This is a genomic window from Sulfitobacter guttiformis (genome assembly GCF_003610455.1).
Classification (GTDB): Bacteria; Pseudomonadota; Alphaproteobacteria; order Rhodobacterales; family Rhodobacteraceae; genus Sulfitobacter; species Sulfitobacter guttiformis.
This window is the reverse complement of the sequence record NZ_RAQK01000001.1, coordinates 35502-56640: the sequence shown is the minus strand read 5'-3', so window position 1 is coordinate 56640 and position 21139 is coordinate 35502. Positions and strand designations below refer to the sequence as shown.

The window sequence follows — 21139 nt, the reverse complement described above, 5'->3', positions numbered from 1 at the left end:
CTATGGACGGGTATTGGGTGAAACATGCTTTAGGGCGTACTGGAGCTACGCTTGCTGTGGCTGGTGTTGGTGCTGTGCTGGCGTGGAGCATTTCCGCGCCTGTGCACATGCTGACAGGCCCAGCCGTCGCCGTGAGCCTTGCCGGAGTCGCGGGACTGCGCGTTGATATTGCCCCGCGGCTGCGTGACAGCTGTTTTGTGGTTCTGGGTCTGACGGTGGGCGCGGGGTTCAGCGCGGATGCATTGGAGACGATGATGCGCTGGCCACTTGCCTTTGTGGTCATGGCCGTTTTGACATGGGGAGTGATGGTGGCTTGCCGGTCGGTACTTGTGCGGGGTTTTGGCTTTGCACGCGATTCCGCGCTACTTGCTGGCGCACCGGGGCATCTGAGCTTTGTAATAGCGATGGCGGAAGGGAACGGGCGCGATGTGGTGCGCATCTCCGTAACGCAATCGGTGCGGTTGCTACTGCTGACGCTGGTTGTGCCGTTTGTGGCTGTTGCAATGGGCATTGATCTGGCGGGCGCTGTTTTGCCACAAGGGCAGGCGTGGTCAATCTGGGTGCTGGCATGCTTGGCCTTGCTTGCGGTTGTTGCTGCGCGCGGGCTCGGTCACTTGCGAACGCCTGCGCCTTTGCTTATCGGCGCAATGTTGGTCGCTGGCCTTTGGCAGCTGAGCGGGGTGCAGGCCGGTGTGATGCCGGACTGGCTGGTGATGCCATCCTATCTGGTGCTGGGCGCGCTTATCGGCACGCGGTTTGCCGGTGTGACGGCTGCTGAATTGCTGCGCAATCTGGGGGCAGGGCTTGCCATCACCGGCGTCGCGGTTGTCTTTTCGGGGGCTGCCGCCCTTGGGGTGGCGTGGGCGCTGGAGATGCCGCAGGCCCATGTTTTGCTGGCTTTTGCGCCGGGTGGCTTGGAGACAATGATCGCGATGGGGATGGTCATGGGGGTCCTGCCGGGGTTTGTCGCTGCGTGCCACATTACCCGCCTGATGGTCCTGAGCGTGCTGCTTCCGCTGATGGCGCGAAGCGGCGCAGGGCAGCATCGCCCGTTGACATAGCGGGTCATAACCCCCATGTGACGTCCAAGGCGTGCCTTCTGCCGCGTGAGCAGGCTGTGGATTTGATCCGCATACGCAAGGCCGACCTTTGTTCCCAAAATCACGCGTGGGGCAGACGCAACCGGACGTATGTGGGCATTTGGCCCGCCTGCGCGATCTGCTGTTGCGCACCACGAAGATGAGTATGCAGGGATTTGAACCCCTGTGTGCGGAAAAAGAGTTATACATGAGCGATTTCGATATGATGGACCTGCCTTCCTCGCTGGTAAAGCGGTTGGCGGCCATGGGTCTGAAAGACCCGACACCGATCCAGAAGCAGGCGATTCCCCATGGCCTCAATGGCCGTGATGTTATGGGACTGGCACAGACTGGCACCGGCAAAACCGCAGCTTTCGGCATTCCGCTGATTGCACAGATGTTGCAGATGGAAGGGCGGCCAAACCCCAAGTCTGTACGCGGTCTTGTGCTGGCGCCTACCCGCGAGCTGGCAACACAGATCAGCGTCAACCTGCGCAGCTTTGCCGAAGGTACAGCGATCAAGGTGGCGATGGTTGTGGGCGGACAGAATATTAATACCCAGATCAAGCGTTTGCACCCTGGTGTGGATATTCTGGTGGCGACGCCGGGCCGTTTGCTTGATCTGATGGACCGCCGCGCTGTGCGTCTGGACGAGGCAAAGTTTCTGGTCCTCGACGAGGCAGACCAGATGCTGGACATGGGCTTTATCCATGATCTGCGCAAGATTTCGCAAGTCATCCCCAAGTCGCGCCAGACCTTCCTGTTCTCGGCCACGATGCCCAAGCTGATGAACGAAATCGCCAACAGCTACTTGCAGTCGCCAATACGTATCGAAGTCTCGCCTCCAGGCAAGGCGGCGGACAAAGTGACACAAGAAGTGCATTTCATCGCCAAGGCGGAGAAGAAGGCCCTTCTGGTGGAGCTGCTGGAAAAGCATAAGGACGAGCGGGCACTTGTGTTTGGCCGGACAAAACACGGCTGTGAAAAGCTTATGAAGGATCTTGTGAAAGAAGGTTTCGAGGCCGCCTCGATTCACGGCAACAAATCACAAGGCCAGCGTGACCGTGCGATCGAAGCCTTCAAGAAGGGCGATATTACGGTTCTCGTGGCGACGGATGTGGCCGCGCGGGGGCTGGATATCCCGGATGTGAAGCATGTTTATAACTATGAATTGCCGAACGTGCCCGACAACTATGTCCACCGGATTGGCCGCACAGCGCGGGCAGGCAAGGATGGCGCTGCTATTGCGTTTTGTGCTCCCGACGAGATGGCCGAACTGATCGACATTCAAAAGGTAATGGGAATCCGGATTCCCGTGGCATCGGGGCGTGTTTGGGAAACCCATGAAATTCCGGCAAAGCCGAAGCAGCAAGGGCGTGGCGGACGCGGCCGCAGTGGCGGCGGCGGTGGTGGCGGTCGCCCCCAAGGTGGCGGCGGTGCGGCCAAACCAGCGGGCGGTGGCGCGGGGAAACCCGCTGGCGCGCGCAGACGGCGCAGCGGTGGCGGTGCGGGCAAGCCTGGAGGTGGTGCGGCCTGAGCGCCGAACCACACCAGCCGTACGAAAGATTGAAAAAAGGCGCCCCAAGAGGCGCCTTTTTTTTATCGGATAAACGGTTTTGATCAGGTGTAGAGCGACGGCACACCCAGTTGAGCATGAATCTCGTTTACCTGCGCTGGCTGCATTCCGTAGGCAGTTGCCAGTTTGTGCAGGTATTTCGCCTCGTCTTGTGTGTCCAGATCAATGGCCATTACGCTCATGGTATAGACCTGCGGGCCCATTCCTTCGGGCGTATTTGCAACAAGCGCTTCGATGTTAACGGGCGCCTGCATCCGCTCCTGAACAAATGCGGCCTCTTCGGGGTCGATGTCACCCAGATGACCCAGCAACTTTTCCTTTTCGGTATCGTCGAAAACGCCGTCGGACTTTGCTGCTTGGATCATCGCCGACAACATCAATGCTGCGATCGCTTCCTGCTCCTGCGAGGGCTCGATTGCGGGCTGCGGGCTTTCGTCGAACTGAGAGTTCAGCACAGCGCCAAAGCTTTCGTCGTTTTGCTCGGGAGCTTTATTCATTGTACTGCTTAGACCGCCAAGTAGGCCGCCTGCACCGGCCGCGCCCGCAAGACCACCGAGCATACCTTGCAAGCCGCCTGATCCACCGCCACCGGTCAAACCACCCAGCAATCCGCCAAGGCCGCCCGAAGCAGCGCCCGCCTGCCGTGTGCCGGAACCGCCGAGACTCTCAAGCAGGCCACCCAAGCCGCCGCCTGCTGCGCCACCGCCCGCGCTTCCGCCAAGCAACCCGCCCAGCATGCCCTGCAAGCCGCCAGAACTGCCTGCGGTGCCGGTGCCACCTGACAGGCCGCCTAACAAACCGCCCAGACCACCGGCCTGCGTGCTGCCGCCGCGCTGGCTGCTCTTAATCACCGCACCCGCTCCTTTTGCAATTGCAACGCCGACAGCCACTTTGGCCAATGTTTTCATCAAGCTCATCTTCGAGAACCCCTTAGGTTAAATTCAACTTTCTCAACCTTGCACATATAGGTGGGTCAAGCTGGGGGAAAAAGAGGCACTCATGCGCATTGACAACAGCACTGCCCAAGGCGTTGATCAGGCCATGGAACGCAAATTGGACATGGACGCCTTCGGGGCGGCAGCGCTGACCGCTTTTGCGCTCCATCTCGCGTTCAATCAGGTGGTCATCAAGGTAACCGCAGGCGGGTTCAGTCCGGTTTTTGCGGCTGGCATACGTTCTGCAGGGGCGGTTCTGGTGCTGATAGTGTGGATGTATTTACGCGGCGTATCGTGGAGAATGCCGCGCGCGGCACTGCCATGGGCGGTGGTGTCCGGGCTATTGTTCGCGTTTGAATTCATGTGCTTGTATAACGCACTTGATCTTAGCACGGTAAGCCGAAGCTCGGTCATATTTTATTCCATGCCCCTGTGGCTTGCACTGGCCAGTATCGTTTTGCTCCCCGAGGAGCGTATGACACGGCGCAAGGCACTGGGGCTGGCGTTGGCGTTTTCTGGTGTGGTCATCGCCCTCGCGGAACGCGGCGGAGGACAGGTGAGTTGGGCGGGCGATTTGCTGGCCGTCTGCTCGGCGATGTGTTGGGCTGGCATTGCGCTGGTGGTGCGGGTGACGCCGCTGGCCGATGTGCCGCCCGAACAACAGCTTATCAGTCAGGTTCTTGTTTCCGCGCCAATCCTGCTGCTACTGGCGCCTTTCTTCGGGCCATTGTTGCGCGATATCCAGCCAATCCATGTTGCTGGCATGGCGTTCCAGATTATCGCGGTTGCGAGCCTCGGGTTTCTGGCTTGGTTCTGGCTGATGAAGCGGTATCCAGCAAACTCGGTCGCTTCCTTCAGCTTTATTTCGCCTGTGGCTTCGGTACTCCTCGGCTGGATCCTGCTGGGGGAACAGATCGCGGCGTCAATCTGGGTGGCGCTGGTGCTGGTTGCTGCGGGGATCACATTGATCAATCGCAAGCCCAAGAGGGTTTAGGTTCCGCAGAAGGTTGCGGGCACGATTTCCGCTGATGTTGGCGGTGTGGCGAGGTCAGCATCGGTATGGGTATAAGGTGTTGCATACGCCTGGATCAGGCGCTCGAACGGGGCCATGTCGCCTGCGACTGCGGCTTCGATCATCTGCTCGATCCGGTGGTTGCGCGGAATCACTGCAGGATTATTTTTTAACATAATATCAGCGGCATCAGGAATGTTTTTAACCCTCGCAGCGTGCTCGGTTGCCCAGGCGGCAAACGCATCGCGTTCGGTAAACTGGTCGCTGGCAGAAGCAGTGCCCAAGGCACGGAATGTATTGGTAAAATCCGACCCGTCTTTTTGCATCAGGTTCAGCAAAGATTGGATCAGTTCTGCGTCCGGTGCAGTGGGATGGGTAATGCCGATTTTGGCGGCGAAACGGGTCAACCATGCTGCTTCCAACTGGGCGGGCATGGCGTGGATGATTTCTGTGGCCTCCTCAATTGCGGCGTCTTTATCCGGAAATAACTGAATCAGTGCAGTGGCCAGTTGCGCCATGTTCCAGACTGCGATGTCAGGCTGATTGCCGTAGGCATAGCGGGCCTGTTGGTCGATGCTTGAAAATACGCGGCCGGAGTGGAAATTATCCATGAAGGCGCATGGGCCATAATCAATTGTTTCGCCGCCAATAGCACAATTATCGGTATTCATCACACCGTGGATAAAACCTACGGACATCCATTTGGCAATTAGATCTGCCTGTGCGGTACATACCGCGCGCAACAGGTCCATCGGGCCATTTGCATCGGGGTAGTGGCGCGCGATGGCATAATCGGTGAGGGTTTGCAGATCGTCCGTCTGACCCCTGTGTGCAAAGACTTGAAAGCTTCCAACACGGAGGTGACTGCGGGCCGTGCGGGTCAGCACAGCACCGGGCAGCATACCTTGCTCGCGCAGGATATCTTCGCCGGTGCTGACCGCAGCGAGTGCGCGGGTGGTAGGAATACCAAGAGCGTGCATCGCTTCGGATACGACATATTCGCGGAGCACCGGGCCCAACCATGCGCGCCCGTCACCGCCCCGTGAATAAGGAGTGCGGCCCGAACCTTTTAGTTGAATATCGCGGCGTATACCATTGAAGTCTATGGCTTCACCAAGCAGAATTGCGCGACCATCGCCAAGCTGCTGATTGTAATTCCCGAACTGGTGACCGGAATAAAGCTGAGCCAACGGATCGGCACCTTGGGGTATTTTGTTACCGCTAAAAGCTTCTGCCAGCTCTTTGCTATCATCGTAGGCAATTCCTAGAAGTTTTGCAAGATCCTCGTTGAAAGCCAATAGCTTGGGTGCTGAAACTGATGTTGGCGCCAGTTTGGTATAAAATGCATCGGGCAGCGCGGCAAAACTGTTGTTAAAGGGGATCTGCATGCTTAGCTCCGTCAGAGGCGTTTGGAGAGGGAAACAGAATTGTTTCGCGGGGTGAAGCCAGCACGTTGATAGAGTTTGAGCGCTTGTTCGTTGCTGCGATCAACTTCAAGATGGATGGCGCGCAAACCGCCGCTGGCGAGGGCGCGCGGCAGGGCGATCAGTGCTTCTGATCCAATGCCACGGCCGCGCACGCCAGGGCGGACATAAAGCTCGTCTATGATTGCATCGAGGCCGCCGAATTCCACTGACCAGCCGAAGGTGATGACAATATACCCAATGGGCGCACGGGGCGGCCCGATCAGATAGGCACACCCCTGCGGGATACCGTCAAGCAGCGGGGCGATGCCCGTCATACGCGACGCGTCGGTAGAATCTATCCCCGCCTCAAGGTGATAAGACGCCACAAGGGGCAGGATTTTTTCAAGCTGGTCAGGCCCTGCGAGGGTGAGCGCTGCACTCACAGGCGGGCCAGCCGCGTGGTCAGCAGGGAAAAGAAGCCGTCAGCGTCGACATCTCCCATAAAGGTTGCGTTGGGGGGCCGTCCGGTTACGCCCCACCAATCGGCTACGGTCATGCCCATCGTCAACTCCGACAGGGTTTCGATCTCGACGTTTATGTGGCGTCCCTTGAAAAGGTCGGGCTGGATCAGATAGGCGGTAACGCAAGGATCATGCAGCGGTGCACCTGCAGAGCCGTACTTCTCCTTGTCAAACCGCTCAAAGAAATCGGTCATCTCGGCCACGGCAATTCCGGCGGGCGTGCCAAGCGCGCGGAAGGCATCATTGCGAGGACGTGTGACAAGGGCCTTATGGGTGACGTCAAGGGGCATCACAACAATTGATGCACCACATTTAAATACAATATCAGCAGCTTGCGGATCGACATAAATGTTGAATTCAGCAGCTGGAGTGATGTTGCCCCCCTCGAAATACCCGCCACCCATCAGCACGATTTTCGCGATGCGGCCTGCGATGTCGGGCGCTTTTTGCAACGCTGTGGCGATGTTGGTGAGGGGTCCCAGCGGGCAAAGCGTGATGGTGCCGGGAGCGAACTTACGCAATTGCTCGATGATGAAGTCAACGGCGTGACCGTCTGCCATAGGCATTACAGGTTCCGGCAGCGTAGGGCCGTCGAGGCCGGTTTTGCCGTGAACATGCTCGGCGGTGACCAGATCGCGGCCTAAAGGGCGGTCACAGCCCGCAAATACCTGCATATCGGGGCGGCCTGCCAACTCGCATATAATACGCGCATTTCGTGTGGTAAGCGGCAGCGGTACGTTTCCTGCGACACAGGTAATGCCCAGCACTTCGACGTCTTCGGGGCTGGCGAGGGCCAGCAGGATCGCGACGGCATCATCCTGACCGGGATCTGTATCAATAATAATCTTGCGCGGTGGCATCCGTTTTCCTGTCATCACTCTTTTGCGCACAATCGCAAGCCAATGCACCCTTGTCCAGCAGTCAGGACGGCTTGCGCTGGGGCGCGCTGATTGGGTAAGTCTTTGAACATGACACAAGGTAAGCCACTTTATGTACATTTGGGCGCGCACCGGACGGGCACATCATCGTTCCAGATGATGCTGGCCGAGAACCGTGACCTGCTGGCGGCGCAGGGCTATGACCTTGCCTATCCGGGGCGCGATGACATTCCGCAGGGGGATTTGCGCCTCAAGCTGCCTGATCCGCGCAACATGGGCCAATGGGAGCGCAGGTTCCTGCCTGCTGCCGCGACCGAACTGCAGCGGTTTGTGACGCCCGACAGCCATGCGATGATCCTTTCCGAGGAAAATATACCCGGCCGTATGATCCATTTTCCCGCCGGTCAGTTTTATCCCGCCGCCGAAGCGCGGCTGCAAACGCTTGCGGCGGCGGCCGGAGCGCCCGTTTTGCGCGCTGTGCTGGTGGTGCGCGACTATACAGATCTCTATATCTCTGCCTACCGCAAGCGGGCGGAGGATAACAAATCTCCTGCCTTCGCTGAAGGGCGGCATAATATGTTGCACATGGATCGTGGATGGCCCGATCTGGTGCGGCTGGTGTTCCAGTATCTCAAAGTGCAGGAGTTGGTTGTGATCGATTATCCACGACGCGGACGAAGTGTGGATATTCTGGGCATGCTGGTGCCTGAACTGGCCGAAGTGCCGCTGCGCGAGCCTGCACGGCGGATGAACCATTCTGCCACCGATGCGGCCCTGCTGGCCCTGCAGGAAAGGTACAGCGCGGGTGAGACGCTGGAGCGCGAGGCATGGCAACAAATCATTGCAGCGCACCGAGATGACATAACAAGTCGCGGCGTCTCGGAGTTTACCAAACGCCAGACGCGGATCCTTGAGGGGCGATATAAAGAACACCTTGACGAGATCGAATTAATGCCAGCGGTGATGTTGTTACGCTAGGATTTTGCGGCTTTTTCGTCCGCTTTGACAGCATCCCATAGGGCATCCATCTCGGTCAGGTCGCTTTCTTGCGGGGTTTTTCCGATCTTGCGCAGCTTTTCCTCGACACCCGAAAAGCGGCGGGTAAATTTGGCGTTGGCAGCACGCAATGCGGCCTCTGGCTCAATGCCCAGATGCCTTCCTAGATTGGCCATCACAAACATCAGATCACCGAATTCCTCGAACTGCTCTGCGGGCGTGAGCGTATCGCGGGCCTCCACCAACTCGGCGGCTTCCTCCTGAATTTTTGCAATCACATCCGAAGTGTCTGGCCAGTCAAATCCTACGCGTGCAGCGCGCTTTTGCAGTTTGTAGGCGCGCAAAAGCGCGGGCAGGCCGATGGCCACACCATCAAGCGCACCCTGCTGGAATTTTTCCGCCCGCTCGGTCGCTTTGATCGCTTCCCAATCGGCGGTTTGCTGGTCGGCGGATTTCTCACGGCTTTCGTCCCCGAAAACATGGGGGTGACGGGCGACCATTTTGTTGGAAATGTTGCGCACTACGGACTGGAAGGTAAAATGCCCTGCCTCTGAACCTATAGCAGTGTGATAAACAGACTGGAGCAGCAGATCGCCCAACTCTCCTTCAAGTTCGGGCCAGTCGCGCCGCGCAATGGCGTCTGCAACTTCATAAGCTTCCTCGATGGTGTAGGGGGCGATGGTGTCGAAATCCTGCTCGATATCCCATGGACAGCCAGTGTCCGGATCGCGCAAGCGGCGCATGATTTCAAGCAGGCGCTCAATGCCAGCGGTTTCATCATGGATCAGGTCATCTGGCATTGCGGGTCTCCCTCGTTCGGTGTCAGATAAGGATAACAGCAGACAGGAGTCCACCCATGCCCGTAATCAACCGTATTGCCGATTTTGCAGAAGACATGACAGCATGGCGGCGCCATTTGCATACCATCCCCGAGCTCAGCTTTGACTGTCCGAAAACAGCGGCTTTTATCAAGGAGCGGTTGCAGGAGTTCGGCGTCGACGAGATCCATGAGGGCATCGCGCAGACGGGTATTGTAGCAATCATCAACGGGCGCGGCGCGGGGAAAACCATTGGCTTGCGCGCCGATTTTGATGCACTCCCCATCGAGGAGGCAACTGGCGTCGATTATGCTTCGACACATGCCGGAAAAATGCACGCCTGCGGGCATGACGGACATACCGCGATGTTGCTCGGTGCGGCGAAATATATGGTTGAGACGCGCAATTTTGCGGGCCGTGTTGCGCTGATTTTCCAACCAGCCGAGGAAGAGGGTGGCGGCGCGCAAGTGATGTGCGCCGAAGGGATGATGGACCGTTTCGACATCTCTGAAGTATATGGCATCCACAACCTGCCCGGAGCCGACGAGGGGGCGTTCTATACCCGTCCCGGTGCGATCATGGCGGCGGTGGATTCGTTCACGATTACGATCAACGGGCGGGGCGGCCATGGGGCGATGCCGCACGAAACGGCGGACCCCGTGGTGGCGGCGTGTGGCATGGTCACCGCAATCCAGACGATTATCAGTCGCAACGTCCATTCAGGGGCGGAAAAGGTGATTTCGGTCACGCAAATTCACACAGGCAGCGCCAGTAACGTGATCCCCGATACCGCAATGATCAACGGCACCGTGCGCACGTTTGACAAAGAAACCCGTGATACAATTATCAAGCGGATGACAGAAATCGTACAAGGCCAAGCGGCCAGTTACGGCGTCGAGGCAGAACTTGATTACGAAGAAGGCTATCCTGCAACGATCAACTCAGACGCGCAGACGGCTTTTGCCGCAGGCGTGGCACGCTCACTGGTGGGCGCGGACATGGTGGAGGATGAATTCGCCAAAGTTGCCGGAGCCGAGGATTTTTCCTACATGCTGGAAGAGCGTCCAGGTTCCTACCTGTTTTTGGGTGCGGGCGCAGGTGCAGGGCTGCATCATCCTAAATACAACTTCAACGATGCGATCTCGCCCGTGGGTGCGTCATTCTTTGCGCAGCTCGTCGAGCAGATGCAACCGGCGGTGAAATAATGGGTCTGGAAGATGCAAAATCCCAAGTGGATCAAGCGTTTACCCGCAACGATCTAAAGGGACACAGTTTCGAGAACGCATTTGGTGGGGCGACATCGTTTTTACGGCGCAGATACACCAAGGACCTAACCGGTGTGGACATTGCGATCACGGGCGTGCCGTTCGATCAGGCGGTAACGAACCGCACGGGCACACGTTTGGGTCCGCGCGCGATCCGCGAGGCAAGCACATTACAGCCCTATGATCCGCCCTATGGCTGGGATTTCGATGTGCTCAGCGAACGAGCGATCATCGACTACGGAGATCTGGCGTTTGATTATGCGCGTGTGTCGGAATTTCCCGCCACCCTGACTGCGCACATCAAGGGCATTCTTGATGCGGGCGTGGCCAGCGTGGCGCTTGGCGGCGACCACTACATCAGCTTTCCGATCCTCAAAGCATATGCCGAGAAGTTCGGGCCGATGAGTTTGCTGCATTTTGATGCCCACTCAGACACTTGGGTCGATGATGATATGGAGCGGATCGACCATGGCACGATGTTTTACAAGGCGATCAAGCTGGGGCTGATCGATCCAGCGACATCCGTTCAGGTGGGCATCCGCACGCATAACGACGACACGATGGGCGTCACTACGATTGATGCCCGTGAGATACATGAAAAGGGAACGGCGGCAGCGGTCGAAAAGATTAAGAAAATATTAGGGACTAATCCCACATACCTCACATTTGATATAGATGCGTTGGATCCTGCTTTCGCTCCCGGAACCGGCACACCTGTCTGGGGTGGATTGGCGAGCTGGCAGGCAGCGGCAATGCTACGCGATCTGGCGGGGATTAATATTCGCGGCGGCGATATTGTCGAAGTATCGCCGCCCTTTGATACCACTGGGGCAACCGCGATTGCGGGCGCGCATGTGGCGACGGAAATTTGCTGCCTTCTGGGCGCAAGAATGCGGGGCGCTTCCTAAGGGGGCGTTAAAATTTTCGCCATATCAGCGGCGCAGATAAAATGAACCCTAAAGGGTGTGGAGAGCTAGGAATGAGCCAAAAGAACCAACCCATTGGCGGGAACGAACTGGCGCGCTTTTCCGGGCCGGGGACGTTTATGCGGCTGCCTTCGGTCAATGATCTCAAGGGGCTGGATGTGGCAGTTTTGGGCATTCCGATGGATATCGGCACCTCGTGGCGGTCGGGCACCCGCTTCGGACCAAAGCAAATCCGTGCTGAATCTGCGATGTTGCGCCCCTATAACCTTGCCAGCGGTGCTGCTCCTTTTGACAGCTTGCAGGTGGCTGATATTGGCGACCTGGCGATCAATACTTTTTCGCTGAAGGATAGTTTGTCAATTATCAAAGAGAGTTACGACGAGATTTTAAAGTATGATGCCATGCCTCTAGCGATGGGGGGGGATCATTCAATCACGCTGCCGATCCTGCGTGCCATGGCAAAGCGGCACGGGCCTGTTGCTCTCATCCACATCGATGCACACGCGGACGTAAACGACGAGATGTTCGGCGAGAAAGAGACGCATGGCACAGTGTTTCGCCGTGCTTACGAGGAGGGGCTGATCAGGCCTGAAAAAACCTACCAAATCGGTATTCGCGGTACCGGTTATGCCGCGACCGATTTCTCCGAAGCAGTCGGATGGGGGTTCCAGCAATGGCCCGCCGAGGAGCTGTGGAATCGCAGCCTTGCACAGCTTGCAGGTGAAATCCGTCGCGATATCGGAGATACGCCAACCTATATCACCTATGACATCGACAGTCTTGATCCCGCCTATGCGCCGGGCACGGGCACACCCGAAATTGGCGGGCTCACGACTCCACAAGCACTGGAGCTTATTAGAGGTTTCAAAGGGCTGAATATCGTCGGGGCGGACATTGTAGAAGTGTCTCCGCCCTATGATCCCAGTGGCAATACCGCGCTGACCGCGGCAAATTTACTCTACGAAATACTGTGCATCCTGCCTGGGGTTGCTTACAGATAGAGCCTGGCCCGCGGGGCCATAGTGACGGGTGTAAAAAAGGGATGCGTATAATGGTTTGGTTAATTTTGGTTTTGGCTGTCGTTGCAGGTATGGCTTTTATCCGGCTTGCGCCCTCGGACGTGTCGCGCTGGCACAGGCCCATCGGTGAAGCAGAGAACACCGATGGCGAAGGCTGGTCAGGGCGTGTGGTGCAGTCATCGCCGGGGCTGCTGTCGGACCTGCATCAGGGCATGCTGGCGCTGCCGCGCACGGAGTTGCTGTCCGGTGGCGTGGGCGAGGGGCGTTTGACCTATATCACGCGCTCGAAACTGATGGGCTTTCCGGATTACACCACGATCGAGCAGGACGGCGACCAGATCAAGCTTTATGCAAGGCTGCGGTTTGGCAAATCAGATATGGGCGTCAACGGCAAACGTCTGGACGGGTTGATCGAGCGTGCCCGCGCCAAGCGGGCTGAACGGTAGAACGGCCTCTGAGCTGAGACAGCCGTTCTGCGTTTCGCGCCACATCGGCACATTGAGTGACATCTGGCACTGTGCCGTGAACATCCGGCCGCCGACCTGAAGGCAGATCGACTCGCCCAGCTCAACGCGGGCGCCGCTGGTGTCGGTGCAATAGCAATCGATGGTTTTGGTCTGCGCTTGCGCGGCCCCAGTCAGGGTGCAAAAGGCGAAGATGGCTGCAAAGCGTTTCATGCCCAAAGTATACCATGACGCCGCCCTTGACCAAAGTGATTTCATAGGCCACTTCCCAATCCATGATACCCATGGATCGCCTCGCCCAAATTTCCGCCCGTTTCGAGTACCTCGAGGCGGCAATGAGCACGGGCGGTGGGGATATTTCCAAGTTGGCCAAGGAATACAGCGATCTGCGACCTGTAGTAGAGGAGATCGCGGCTTATCGCGTGCTTCTCGAAAATCTTGAAGGCGCGCGCGAAATGCTGAGCGATCCCGAGATGACCTCTATGGCCCGTGAAGAGATCTACGAGATCGAGAGCGCGATACCCGCTGCAGAAGCGAGCCTGCAACTGGCGCTTTTGCCCCGCGACGAGGCGGATGCACGGCCTGCGATGTTGGAAATACGGCCCGGAACCGGCGGCGACGAGGCGGCACTTTTTGCGGGTGATCTGCTGCGGATGTATATCCGTTACGCAGAGGGACGCGGCTGGAAGGTCGATCTGATAGAGCAACAGATGACCGAGCTGGGCGGGATCAAGGAAGTGGTGGCGCATATTACCGGCGAGAATGTATTTGCGCGTCTGAAGTACGAGAGTGGCGTCCACCGTGTGCAGCGTGTTCCGAGCACTGAAAGCCAAGGTCGCGTGCATACCTCTGCCGCAACGGTTGCTGTGCTGCCGGAGGCGGAGGATGTAGACATCCAGATCGCGACCACGGACATCCGCATTGATACCTACCGCAGTTCCGGCGCTGGCGGGCAGCATGTGAACACCACTGATTCCGCTGTTCGTATCACGCATATTCCCACAGGAATTGTCGTAACAAGCTCCGAGAAGTCCCAGCACCGCAACCGCGAGATCGCGATGCAAGTCCTCAAGACCCGCCTTTATGATGCCGAGCGGCAGCGGATTGATACAGAGCGGTCCGACAGCCGCGCCTCACAGGTCGGGAGTGGGGATCGCTCCGAGCGGATACGGACCTACAACTTTCCCCAAGGCCGCATGACCGATCACCGCATCAACCTCACACTTTATAAGCTTGATGCTGTGATGCAGGGCGATCTGGACGAAATTGTGGACGCGCTGACGGCGGATGCACAGGCAAAGATGTTGGCGGAGATGGGCCAGTGAGGGTAATCGCGTGACCACGGCGGCTGTTGCTATGGCTGCGGCGACCGCGAAATTGCGGGCGGCTGGCGTGCCTGATCCCGCCCGTGATGCGCGGCTTCTGTTGGCCCATGCCGCCCGCGTGGATGCCGCGCGCGTCACACTTATTGCGCCTGAGGAAATTGCCCCCGAGATATCAGAGCGTTACGAGCATTTGATCGCACTGCGCGCTGTGCGTGTTCCTGTTTCCCAGCTTGTGGGCGAGCGAGAGTTTTACGGACGCAAGTTCAAGATCAGCCGCGAGGTGCTAGACCCGCGGCCCGAAACAGAGAGCCTGATAGAGGCGGCATTGGCCGAACCGTTCGAGCGTCTTCTGGATCTGGGGACAGGATCGGGATGCATTCTTGTCACGCTACTGGCAGAGCGATCGAGCGCCACTGGAATGGGGGTCGATTTGTCCGAGAGTGCGTGTCTGCAGGCCAGCGCCAATGCTGTTCTGCACGGAGTAGCTGCGCGCGCGGATGTCATCAAGTCCGACTGGCTTGCCTCTGTTGAGGGACGGTTTGATCTGATCGTGAGTAATCCGCCCTATCTTGCCATAGCCGAGATGAGCGGTGTTGCACCTGAATTGGCGCTTCACGAGCCAGCGATGGCGCTGACGGATGGCGCTGACGGGCTCAGTGTGTACCGCGTTATCGCTGCTCAAGCGCAGGGATATCTGACCGCGACAGGTCGCGTTCTGACAGAAATAGGCGCGTCACAAGGCGAGGCGGTTCAGAATATTTTCCGGATTGCCGGATGGGCGGATGTGGCGATTCTGCCTGATCTGGACGGTCGGGACCGTGTTATATGTGCCAGAAATCCCGCTTAGTGCGATTTTGAATCGTTTTTTGGTGTATTCTCTCTTGCCCCTGAGGTGTGAAGAAGGGTAAAGTTAGGATGTTGCAGCGATGAACGTAATTTACGTTCCCGCGCGGCTTATGCCCAACATCTCAACGTGCCTCTCATCTGCGCCATGCGCATGAATGGCCTGACCGATACAACAGCACCAAAAGGCTGACCCCCTCTATGAAACCTCAAAGATCGCGCTCGCGTAATAACAAAAACCGCAACCGTAGCGGTGGCAATACGCAAGGTGGCAATGTCGTCAACCGTGTGTTTGACAGCTCGGGTCCCGAAGGCAAGGTGCGCGGCACGCCCAGTCAGGTGATCGAGAAATACAACCAGCTGGCCCGTGATGCCCAGCTGAGTAACGACCGTGTTGCCATGGAGAACTTCCAGCAGCACGCCGAGCATTATCTACGGATGCTGAGCGAGGCGCAGAAAGAAATCGACGCTAAGCGCGAAGAGCAGGAAAAAGCCAACCGCGAGCGGCAGGCGGAGCGCGACGAGCAGGACCGTATTAATCGGGAGCGCCAGTCGGAGCGTGACCGTGAGCGCGCCGAGCGTCAGGAACGCGAATCCGCAGAACAGCCCGCTGTAGAAGACGCAAGTGAGCAACCGCAGCCCGACGCCGAGCCTGATTCACAGGACGAGGTCAGCACGCTGGTCGAGACACCCGAGGCGAAACCGAAAGCCCGCCGTGCACCGCGCCGTAAGCCCAAGCCTAAAGAAGATAGTGCCGACGCCCCCAATGGTGGCGGCGACCAGCCCGAAGCGGCAGAATAAATAAAAATAGCCCTGCGCAAGCGGGGCTTTTTTTTGTTCGCGGCAGGTTCAGGTGCGATCAGCGGAATATATCTCTGCCACCACTCCATGCTGACAGATCATCACGATCTGGGCGGAAATCCAGGAAGTGCCGATCTGGTCTCAGGGCTTTGCCAATTCGCGGGCCAAGGCGCAAAAACCTTCGAGCGGTACCTGTTCGGCACGGTCGGTCGGTTTCAGACCTGCGGCGATCAAGCGGTCCTCGATGTCGGGTGCAGTGCCCTTAAGCGCAGATCGCAGCATTTTGCGCCGCTGGTTAAACGCGGCCGCAACTGTGCGCGAGAGAATAGCAGCATCTGCGGGAAAGCGGGGCTGCGCAAGGGCTGTCAGATGGACAACGGCACTGGAGACTTTCGGCGGCGGGGTGAAGGCCTCCGGGGGCAGGTGCAGCACGATTTTCGCATCCGCGCGCCATTGGGCCAGCAGGGCCAGACGACCATAGGCCTTTGAGCCGGGCTTGGCCACAATCCTCTCGGCCACTTCGCGTTGGAACATCAGTGTGAGGCTCTCCCAGAAGGGTGGCCATTCAGGCGGCGTGAGCCAGCGTACCAAAAGCTCTGTGCCAATGTTATAGGGCAGGTTGGCGGCCACGCGGATCGGCGGTGTCAGATAGGCCAAGGGGTTTACCTCGAGTGCGTCACCCTCGATGATTTGGAGGCGGCCCTCATAGGCGGCGGCGATCTCGTCCAGTGCGGGGATGCAGCGGCTGTCCTTCTCGATGGCGAGCACGCGGCGCGCGCCTTCGGACAACAGACCACGCGTCAGACCACCGGGGCCGGGCCCGATTTCGAGGACATCACAACAGGTAAGATCGCCCGCTTGCCGCGCGATTTTCGCCGTAAGGTTTAGGTCGAGCAAAAAGTTCTGGCCCAACGATTTGCGCGCCTGAAGGCCGTGAGTGTCAATCACCTGACGCAAGGTTGGCAATGTGTCGATCGCGCTCATGATCCGCTCATCCTGTGGGCCATGCGGATCGCCTCGATCATGCTTGTAGGGTTGGCGGCGCCTGTGCCTGCGATGTCAAAGGCCGTGCCGTGATCCGGCGAGGTGCGGATAAACGGCAAGCCCAGCGTAACATTAACGCCGCGATCAAAATCAAGGGTTTTGATCGGGATTAATGCCTGATCATGGTACATGGCGATGGCCGCGTCATAGCGGGCGCGGGCGGCGGCGTGGAACATTGTGTCAGCAGGCAGAGGACCCTGAAGTGTGTATCCCTCGGATTGCATATCACGCACCAATGATGCGATCCAGGCAACCTCCTCTTGACCCATAGAACCGCCTTCGCCTGCATGGGGGTTTAACCCGCTGATTGCGATGCGTGGTGAAGGGATGCCGAACTGGTTCTGGAGGCCAGTATGCGTAATCTCTATTGTGCGGCGCAGCAGCGCCGGGGTGAGGGCCGCAGGCACCTGCGACAGGGCGATGTGGATTGTCGCAGGAACAACGCGCAATTGCTCTGAGGCGAGCATCATCACCACATCGACACCACCAGCCAGCGCGGAAAGATATTCCGTATGACCGGGGTAGGCAAAATTCGCTCCGTCTTTAAGAGCCTTTTTATGGATCGGGGCGGTGCAAATGGCGGATGCAGCGCCCGAAGTGACCAATTCGACAGCGCGGGCGATGACCGCAATCACGCCCGCTGCATTGGCCATGTCAGGGTGACCAGCGATTGCATTACCGGCGAAAGGATAGGGCAAAACAGGCAGCGCACCGGTTTGAATACCCTCCGCCTGTGCGATGCTCTCAACAATGCGGTGCGGTGTGCCTGCGGGCAGGTGGCGAGGATCGCCCAGCCAGACCATCGGTATGGCGTCACACAGCGCTGCCCACGCACGGGCTGCAACTTCGGGACCGATCCCTGCGGGCTCGCCGCAGGTCAGGATAACCGGTTTCATTTTACGCTGATGCGTGCGTTGCTGCGCAATTCTGCCAATAGGCTATCGGCAAAGCCCGACAGGCGGCGCTGACGGATCGAACTTGCGACATCCTCGCGGCTAACTTCGGCGTTTTGCTCGGCGGTGCGCCCACACATCATCAGAAATACCAGTGCCTGACCGTCGGAGCGGGTCAGCGCAGTGGAGACTTCGCCCTCGTCCAGCTTGCTTAGCTCGATTGCGAAATCCTGTGGCAGTTTATCTGGCGTTGTGGTTTCGCGCTCCAGCACGCCTTCGGGCTGGCCCTTTGCAAAAGCGTAGAGGTCGTCGCAGACATCCACCTGTGTTTTGAGGTTGGCGGCCTGTTGCAACGTGGCCTCCGAGCGGCCACCGGTCATGTAATACGCAGCATATTCAATCGCGGAGTAGGTTTTCGCGGCGGTGCCGGTCTCTTCGATGTCACGCAACTGGAACAATGCCACGGCATTGGGAATATTAAGCGGCTGGGTCACCTCACCCGGTGAGAGCGCGAGGATAAGTGGCTGCAATGCGGGAGGCAGGTCACTGAGGTTCTGCCAAGGAAGACGTCCACCAGCCCCGCGCGTTGCTGTGGCGGAGTACTGACGCGCAAAGCTGGAAAATTGGTCGGTTGTTGTGCTCTGTGCGATCTGCTCGGCCAATGCTCCAACGCGCGCGGCCTGAGGGGGCGGTGCGGGAATAATGATTTCGGAGACCAACACACGAATGCTGGAGCCGCCTGAACTTTGGCTCGCCAAAGCACGGTCGATCTCTGCTTCGGATACCGTAACACGGCTATTGTAGCGCGCACGGATCAGATCGCGCCATGCCACGCCATTGATAACAAAATCGCGAAATGTCCCTGCCTCAACGCCGGCACTTGCCAGTGCTTTTGTAAACTCGGCTCGGGTCATGCTGGCGCGGCCTGCGAATTCCTCAAGTGAGTCGTCTACGCCTTCGTCGGTGATTTCCAGTCCCGCACTTTTGATTGCCTCATCGCGCAGCCGCTCGTCAATAAGGCTTTCAATAGCTGCACTGCGCGTTGCACCGCGTGCATTGAGGATCTGCAAGAACCGCACCCTCTGCTGGACTTCGAATTCCGTCACAACACTGTTGTTGACTGTGGCCACAGGGGCAAAGAGGTTCTGCGCAGCAACAGGACCAGCAAGGACAGCGGCAAGGCCGAGGGCGGCAAGAGCAGGTTTTAGTTTGAACATGAGGACACGTATCTTTCTGTTCCGGTATCAGCGGAAAAGCCCCGCAGACCGACGTTAAATCCGAAATCGGTCGAGGGCTCAACACTTGTTGAGGTCGTATAGCGGCGTTTGACACTTAGATCGAGTGTCACACACTCGTTTTCATAACGTAATCCTGCGCCTGCTGTGGCTGCAAGGTCGGATGCAACATCATAGCGCCAGTTAGCCGAAGCAGTCCATGAATTGCTAATCCGGTAGCTGCCATCAACGGTCAGCTCAGAAACTTCCGTTGTGCGGTCTTCGGCCAGATCCTGCTGGAGCCATATATAGGAGCCTCCGATGCGGCCACGCTTAAATGCGTAATCGCCACGAACTTCCGCTTTGGACAGGCTCAAGTCGTCCTGAAACAGGCTGCGTCCGGTGAAACTTATCCCCGTTCCGGAGCTGATCTGGCCTGCAAGCAGAATGTCTGAGGACAGACCGTCAAGGCCGGAGCTGGTGGTAAAGTCACTGTCGAGTTCTTTGCGAAATACCTGTCCAACGCTAAGCTGTGCATCCCAACCTGTGGGATTGAACCGCGACCATCCGACACCAAAAGCGGCCATGGTCCCGCGCTCGCGGCGATCGGCACGAGGGAAACGTGACAAGCTCAATAGGTTGCCCTGATCGAATTCGACCAGCGTGCTTTCCTCGTTGGGGATGTCGAGGCGGTTGCCACCGGTCCAACTCAGCTGCACCACAGGTTCGAGAACGTGGCTTACACCCGTTGAGCCACTTCTGGAGAGAGGATACCGCAGAGTGAAAGCGGCATGGGGGGTGACCTCGGAGGGATCATTCGTGTTCAGATCATCTTGCGAGATGTTAAACGTGTTAAAGGCAATCCCGATTTCGGTATCGGTTCGCAATCCCATTTGCAGGGTCGTACTGCGCAACCAGTCGATCTGAGCATTCAGGCGTGCCACATCGCGGCCATCGGCATTGCCATCGCCGTCCTCGTCTGTCGAGACATCCGACAGGCGCCGGTGGCTGTGGGCGACAAGACGGGCGCGAACTTCGCCACCGATCGCGCGCGGGAAAAACCTCCGCTCGTATTCGCCGTCTAGGATAAGTGTCGGCAGTGTCTCATTCGGCTCGTCATCACGCAAAGACTGGAAGTTGTAGAAACTTGCACGGACGTATTCGTCACGGCGCGCTCGGCTCACTGTAAGCTCCGAGCGAAGCCTGTCCGCATCGGAGTAGCCATAGGTGTCGAGATACCCATCATCACTTACTGCTTCGATCGCAAAATATAAGGTGTAATCGCGGGGCAGGGCAAACAGGCCACGCCCGAACAGATAGCCGCGATTGTCCTCTGCGAAGATGTCATCACGGGTAAACGCCCCATCAAACTGGATCCGGCCTGTCCTGTAGGCCTGACGGTACCTGAACTCCAGTGTTTTGGTTGAGCTCGACAGATAAGGCGTAAGCGTAAGGTCACGCTTTTCACTCAACCGCAGGAAATAGGGCACTTTAATCCCGATGCCGAGGTTCGAAGTGGTCCTGACAGACGGAACCAGAAAGCCTGAAGCGCGCTCTACTGTTGGTCCGGGCAGCCGCAGACGTGGAAGCCAGAAAACGGGCACTCGTCCGATGCGGAACTGGGCCTCGTCAAAATAAAGCTGCTCTTCGAGCGCGTCGTAGACCACTCTTTTAGCCCTGATTTGCCACAGTGGGGCGCTGCCGTCATCACAGACATGGCACGAAGTCACCGCAGTTTTATAAAGCTGGCTATAACGCCCGTCGACGCGGTCGATCTGGAAGGCTGCCAGTTGCAGTTGCTGGTTGAGAACCAGACGCGCGCCCTTGAGAATACCATTGCGCAGGTCGGCGTCCAGTTCAGCTGCGGTTGCGGTGATTACCGTACCGTCCTGCTGGGTCAGGGTGATCGGCCCTTCGATGCTGAGCGCGCCGGTGTCTTGATCATAACGGATCATACTGGCACGCAGACGAACGCCGTTCTGGAATGCTTCGACATTTCCCGAGGCAACCAGTTCCCGCGCGCGGGTGATGTAGAGTTCGTCAGCAACCAGCAGGGCAGCATCCTGTGCTGCGGCACGCAGGGGCATCAGAGCGAGGAAGAGGATCAGGAGTATGCGCATGATT

Annotated in this window: 21 protein-coding genes; 11 read left to right on the top strand and 10 right to left on the bottom strand. The window is 58.1% G+C overall.

All coding sequences use genetic code 11. The features are described from left to right. The first annotated feature begins 17 nt into the window (after positions 1–17). Together C8N30_RS00270 and C8N30_RS00265 are read left to right on the top strand one after the other, a co-directional pair. Positions 18–1061: an AbrB family transcriptional regulator gene (locus C8N30_RS00270; protein ID WP_037968336.1), complete on the top strand. Its 1044-nt coding sequence runs from the start codon at positions 18–20 to the stop codon at positions 1059–1061. A 226-nt stretch (positions 1062–1287) separates the two neighbouring features. Continuing rightward, a complete protein-coding gene (locus tag C8N30_RS00265; RefSeq protein WP_025062483.1) occupies positions 1288–2616 on the top strand; it encodes a DEAD/DEAH box helicase in 1329 nt (442 codons plus the stop codon). An 83-nt stretch (positions 2617–2699) separates the two neighbouring features. On the opposite strand, the gene C8N30_RS00260 is transcribed toward C8N30_RS00265, so the two are convergent. After that, entirely contained in the window at positions 2700–3572 is an 873-nt protein-coding gene (locus C8N30_RS00260; protein WP_025062482.1) for a tellurite resistance TerB family protein, read from the bottom strand. Positions 3573–3696: 124 nt separating this feature from the next. Between C8N30_RS00260 and C8N30_RS00255 the strand changes: the two genes are divergently transcribed. Then, the gene (locus C8N30_RS00255) at positions 3697–4584 is read left to right on the top strand and encodes a DMT family transporter (RefSeq protein WP_025062481.1); all 888 of its coding nucleotides are present in this window, start codon (positions 3697–3699) and stop codon (positions 4582–4584) included. On the opposite strand, the gene C8N30_RS00250 is transcribed toward C8N30_RS00255, so the two are convergent. From C8N30_RS00250 to C8N30_RS00240, 3 genes are read right to left on the bottom strand one after another with little or no spacing between them, the layout of a single operon-like run. Continuing rightward, positions 4581–5990, bottom strand: a complete 1410-nt coding sequence (locus C8N30_RS00250) for a protein adenylyltransferase SelO (protein WP_025062480.1) — start codon at positions 5988–5990, stop codon at positions 4581–4583. The genes C8N30_RS00255 and C8N30_RS00250 overlap by 4 nt on opposite strands. 11 nt (positions 5991–6001) lie before the next feature. Next, positions 6002–6451, bottom strand: coding sequence for a GNAT family N-acetyltransferase (locus tag C8N30_RS00245; protein ID WP_025062479.1), 450 nt, complete (start codon positions 6449–6451; stop codon positions 6002–6004). Continuing rightward, positions 6448–7389: a nucleoside hydrolase gene (locus tag C8N30_RS00240; protein ID WP_025062478.1), complete on the bottom strand. Its 942-nt coding sequence runs from the start codon at positions 7387–7389 to the stop codon at positions 6448–6450. The genes C8N30_RS00245 and C8N30_RS00240 overlap by 4 nt, the downstream gene beginning before the upstream one ends. Positions 7390–7497: 108 nt before the next feature. Here C8N30_RS00240 and C8N30_RS00235 point away from each other — a divergent pair, with 108 nt between their 5' ends. Beyond that, a complete protein-coding gene (locus tag C8N30_RS00235; protein ID WP_025062477.1) occupies positions 7498–8385 on the top strand; it encodes a hypothetical protein in 888 nt (295 codons plus the stop codon). Here C8N30_RS00235 and mazG read toward each other — a convergent pair. After that, a complete protein-coding gene (gene mazG, locus C8N30_RS00230; protein WP_025062476.1) occupies positions 8382–9203 on the bottom strand; it encodes a nucleoside triphosphate pyrophosphohydrolase in 822 nt (273 codons plus the stop codon). The two genes, C8N30_RS00235 and mazG, sit on opposite strands and share 4 nt — an antisense overlap. 56 nt (positions 9204–9259) lie before the next feature. Between mazG and C8N30_RS00225 the strand changes: the two genes are divergently transcribed. The 4 genes from C8N30_RS00225 to C8N30_RS00210 all read left to right on the top strand — a co-directional run bounded on the left by C8N30_RS00225 (position 9260) and on the right by C8N30_RS00210 (position 12877). After that, positions 9260–10426, top strand: coding sequence for a M20 aminoacylase family protein (locus C8N30_RS00225; RefSeq protein ID WP_025062475.1), 1167 nt, complete (start codon positions 9260–9262; stop codon positions 10424–10426). Then, positions 10426–11394: an agmatinase gene (speB, locus tag C8N30_RS00220; RefSeq protein ID WP_025062474.1), complete on the top strand. Its 969-nt coding sequence runs from the start codon at positions 10426–10428 to the stop codon at positions 11392–11394. The genes C8N30_RS00225 and speB (C8N30_RS00220) overlap by 1 nt, the downstream gene beginning before the upstream one ends. Positions 11395–11465: 71 nt before the next feature. After that, the gene (gene speB, locus C8N30_RS00215; protein ID WP_025062473.1) at positions 11466–12413 is read left to right on the top strand and encodes an agmatinase; all 948 of its coding nucleotides are present in this window, start codon (positions 11466–11468) and stop codon (positions 12411–12413) included. 50 nt (positions 12414–12463) lie between these two features. Beyond that, on the top strand, positions 12464–12877 hold the full coding sequence (locus C8N30_RS00210) for a DUF1499 domain-containing protein (protein ID WP_232222825.1): 414 nt from the start codon (positions 12464–12466) through the stop codon (positions 12875–12877). Here the strand turns inward: C8N30_RS00210 and C8N30_RS00205 are convergent. Further along, positions 12803–13153: a hypothetical protein gene (locus tag C8N30_RS00205; protein ID WP_232222824.1), complete on the bottom strand. Its 351-nt coding sequence runs from the start codon at positions 13151–13153 to the stop codon at positions 12803–12805. The two genes, C8N30_RS00210 and C8N30_RS00205, sit on opposite strands and share 75 nt — an antisense overlap. Before the next feature lie 17 nt (positions 13154–13170). Between C8N30_RS00205 and prfA the strand changes: the two genes are divergently transcribed. The 3 genes from prfA (at position 13171) to C8N30_RS00190 (ending at position 15864) form a co-directional block, all read left to right on the top strand. After that, complete coding sequence (gene prfA / locus C8N30_RS00200; protein ID WP_025062471.1) at positions 13171–14220, top strand: peptide chain release factor 1; 1050 nt, start codon at positions 13171–13173, stop codon at positions 14218–14220. Positions 14221–14251: 31 nt separating this feature from the next. Continuing rightward, positions 14252–15067: a peptide chain release factor N(5)-glutamine methyltransferase gene (prmC, locus tag C8N30_RS00195; RefSeq protein WP_025062470.1), complete on the top strand. Its 816-nt coding sequence runs from the start codon at positions 14252–14254 to the stop codon at positions 15065–15067. 197 nt (positions 15068–15264) lie between these two features. After that, positions 15265–15864, top strand: a complete 600-nt coding sequence (locus C8N30_RS00190) for a DUF4167 domain-containing protein (RefSeq protein WP_025062469.1) — start codon at positions 15265–15267, stop codon at positions 15862–15864. A 141-nt stretch (positions 15865–16005) separates the two neighbouring features. Here C8N30_RS00190 and rsmA read toward each other — a convergent pair whose 3' ends face one another. Genes rsmA through C8N30_RS00170 form a run of 4 tightly spaced genes read right to left on the bottom strand, consistent with a single transcriptional unit; the run spans position 16006 to position 21135 of the window. Then, the gene (gene rsmA, locus C8N30_RS00185; RefSeq protein ID WP_025062468.1) at positions 16006–16848 is read right to left on the bottom strand and encodes a 16S rRNA (adenine(1518)-N(6)/adenine(1519)-N(6))-dimethyltransferase RsmA; all 843 of its coding nucleotides are present in this window, start codon (positions 16846–16848) and stop codon (positions 16006–16008) included. Further along, a complete protein-coding gene (gene pdxA, locus C8N30_RS00180; RefSeq protein WP_025062467.1) occupies positions 16845–17804 on the bottom strand; it encodes a 4-hydroxythreonine-4-phosphate dehydrogenase PdxA in 960 nt (319 codons plus the stop codon). Before pdxA ends, rsmA begins: the two co-directional genes overlap by 4 nt. Beyond that, positions 17801–19018, bottom strand: a complete 1218-nt coding sequence (locus tag C8N30_RS00175) for a peptidylprolyl isomerase (RefSeq protein ID WP_025062466.1) — start codon at positions 19016–19018, stop codon at positions 17801–17803. Before C8N30_RS00175 ends, pdxA begins: the two co-directional genes overlap by 4 nt. Continuing rightward, positions 19006–21135: an LPS-assembly protein LptD gene (locus C8N30_RS00170; RefSeq protein ID WP_025062465.1), complete on the bottom strand. Its 2130-nt coding sequence runs from the start codon at positions 21133–21135 to the stop codon at positions 19006–19008. Before C8N30_RS00170 ends, C8N30_RS00175 begins: the two co-directional genes overlap by 13 nt. Between the last annotated feature and the right edge of the window lie 4 nt (positions 21136–21139).

Coding starts and splice junctions, on each gene's coding strand:
- C8N30_RS00265 (WP_025062483.1), top strand. CDS start 1,288: ATGAGCGATTTCGATATGATGGACCTGCCTTCCTCGCTGGTAAAGCGG.
- C8N30_RS00260 (WP_025062482.1), bottom strand. CDS start 3,572: ATGAGCTTGATGAAAACATTGGCCAAAGTGGCTGTCGGCGTTGCAATT.
- C8N30_RS00255 (WP_025062481.1), top strand. CDS start 3,697: ATGGAACGCAAATTGGACATGGACGCCTTCGGGGCGGCAGCGCTGACC.
- C8N30_RS00250 (WP_025062480.1), bottom strand. CDS start 5,990: ATGCAGATCCCCTTTAACAACAGTTTTGCCGCGCTGCCCGATGCATTT.
- C8N30_RS00240 (WP_025062478.1), bottom strand. CDS start 7,389: ATGCCACCGCGCAAGATTATTATTGATACAGATCCCGGTCAGGATGAT.
- C8N30_RS00235 (WP_025062477.1), top strand. CDS start 7,498: ATGACACAAGGTAAGCCACTTTATGTACATTTGGGCGCGCACCGGACG.
- mazG (WP_025062476.1), bottom strand. CDS start 9,203: ATGCCAGATGACCTGATCCATGATGAAACCGCTGGCATTGAGCGCCTG.
- C8N30_RS00225 (WP_025062475.1), top strand. CDS start 9,260: ATGCCCGTAATCAACCGTATTGCCGATTTTGCAGAAGACATGACAGCA.
- speB (WP_025062474.1), top strand. CDS start 10,426: ATGGGTCTGGAAGATGCAAAATCCCAAGTGGATCAAGCGTTTACCCGC.
- speB (WP_025062473.1), top strand. CDS start 11,466: ATGAGCCAAAAGAACCAACCCATTGGCGGGAACGAACTGGCGCGCTTT.
- C8N30_RS00210 (WP_232222825.1), top strand. CDS start 12,464: ATGGTTTGGTTAATTTTGGTTTTGGCTGTCGTTGCAGGTATGGCTTTT.
- C8N30_RS00205 (WP_232222824.1), bottom strand. CDS start 13,153: ATGAAATCACTTTGGTCAAGGGCGGCGTCATGGTATACTTTGGGCATG.
- prfA (WP_025062471.1), top strand. CDS start 13,171: ATGATACCCATGGATCGCCTCGCCCAAATTTCCGCCCGTTTCGAGTAC.
- prmC (WP_025062470.1), top strand. CDS start 14,252: ATGGCTGCGGCGACCGCGAAATTGCGGGCGGCTGGCGTGCCTGATCCC.
- C8N30_RS00190 (WP_025062469.1), top strand. CDS start 15,265: ATGAAACCTCAAAGATCGCGCTCGCGTAATAACAAAAACCGCAACCGT.
- rsmA (WP_025062468.1), bottom strand. CDS start 16,848: ATGAGCGCGATCGACACATTGCCAACCTTGCGTCAGGTGATTGACACT.
- pdxA (WP_025062467.1), bottom strand. CDS start 17,804: ATGAAACCGGTTATCCTGACCTGCGGCGAGCCCGCAGGGATCGGTCCC.
- C8N30_RS00175 (WP_025062466.1), bottom strand. CDS start 19,018: ATGTTCAAACTAAAACCTGCTCTTGCCGCCCTCGGCCTTGCCGCTGTC.
- C8N30_RS00170 (WP_025062465.1), bottom strand. CDS start 21,135: ATGCGCATACTCCTGATCCTCTTCCTCGCTCTGATGCCCCTGCGTGCC.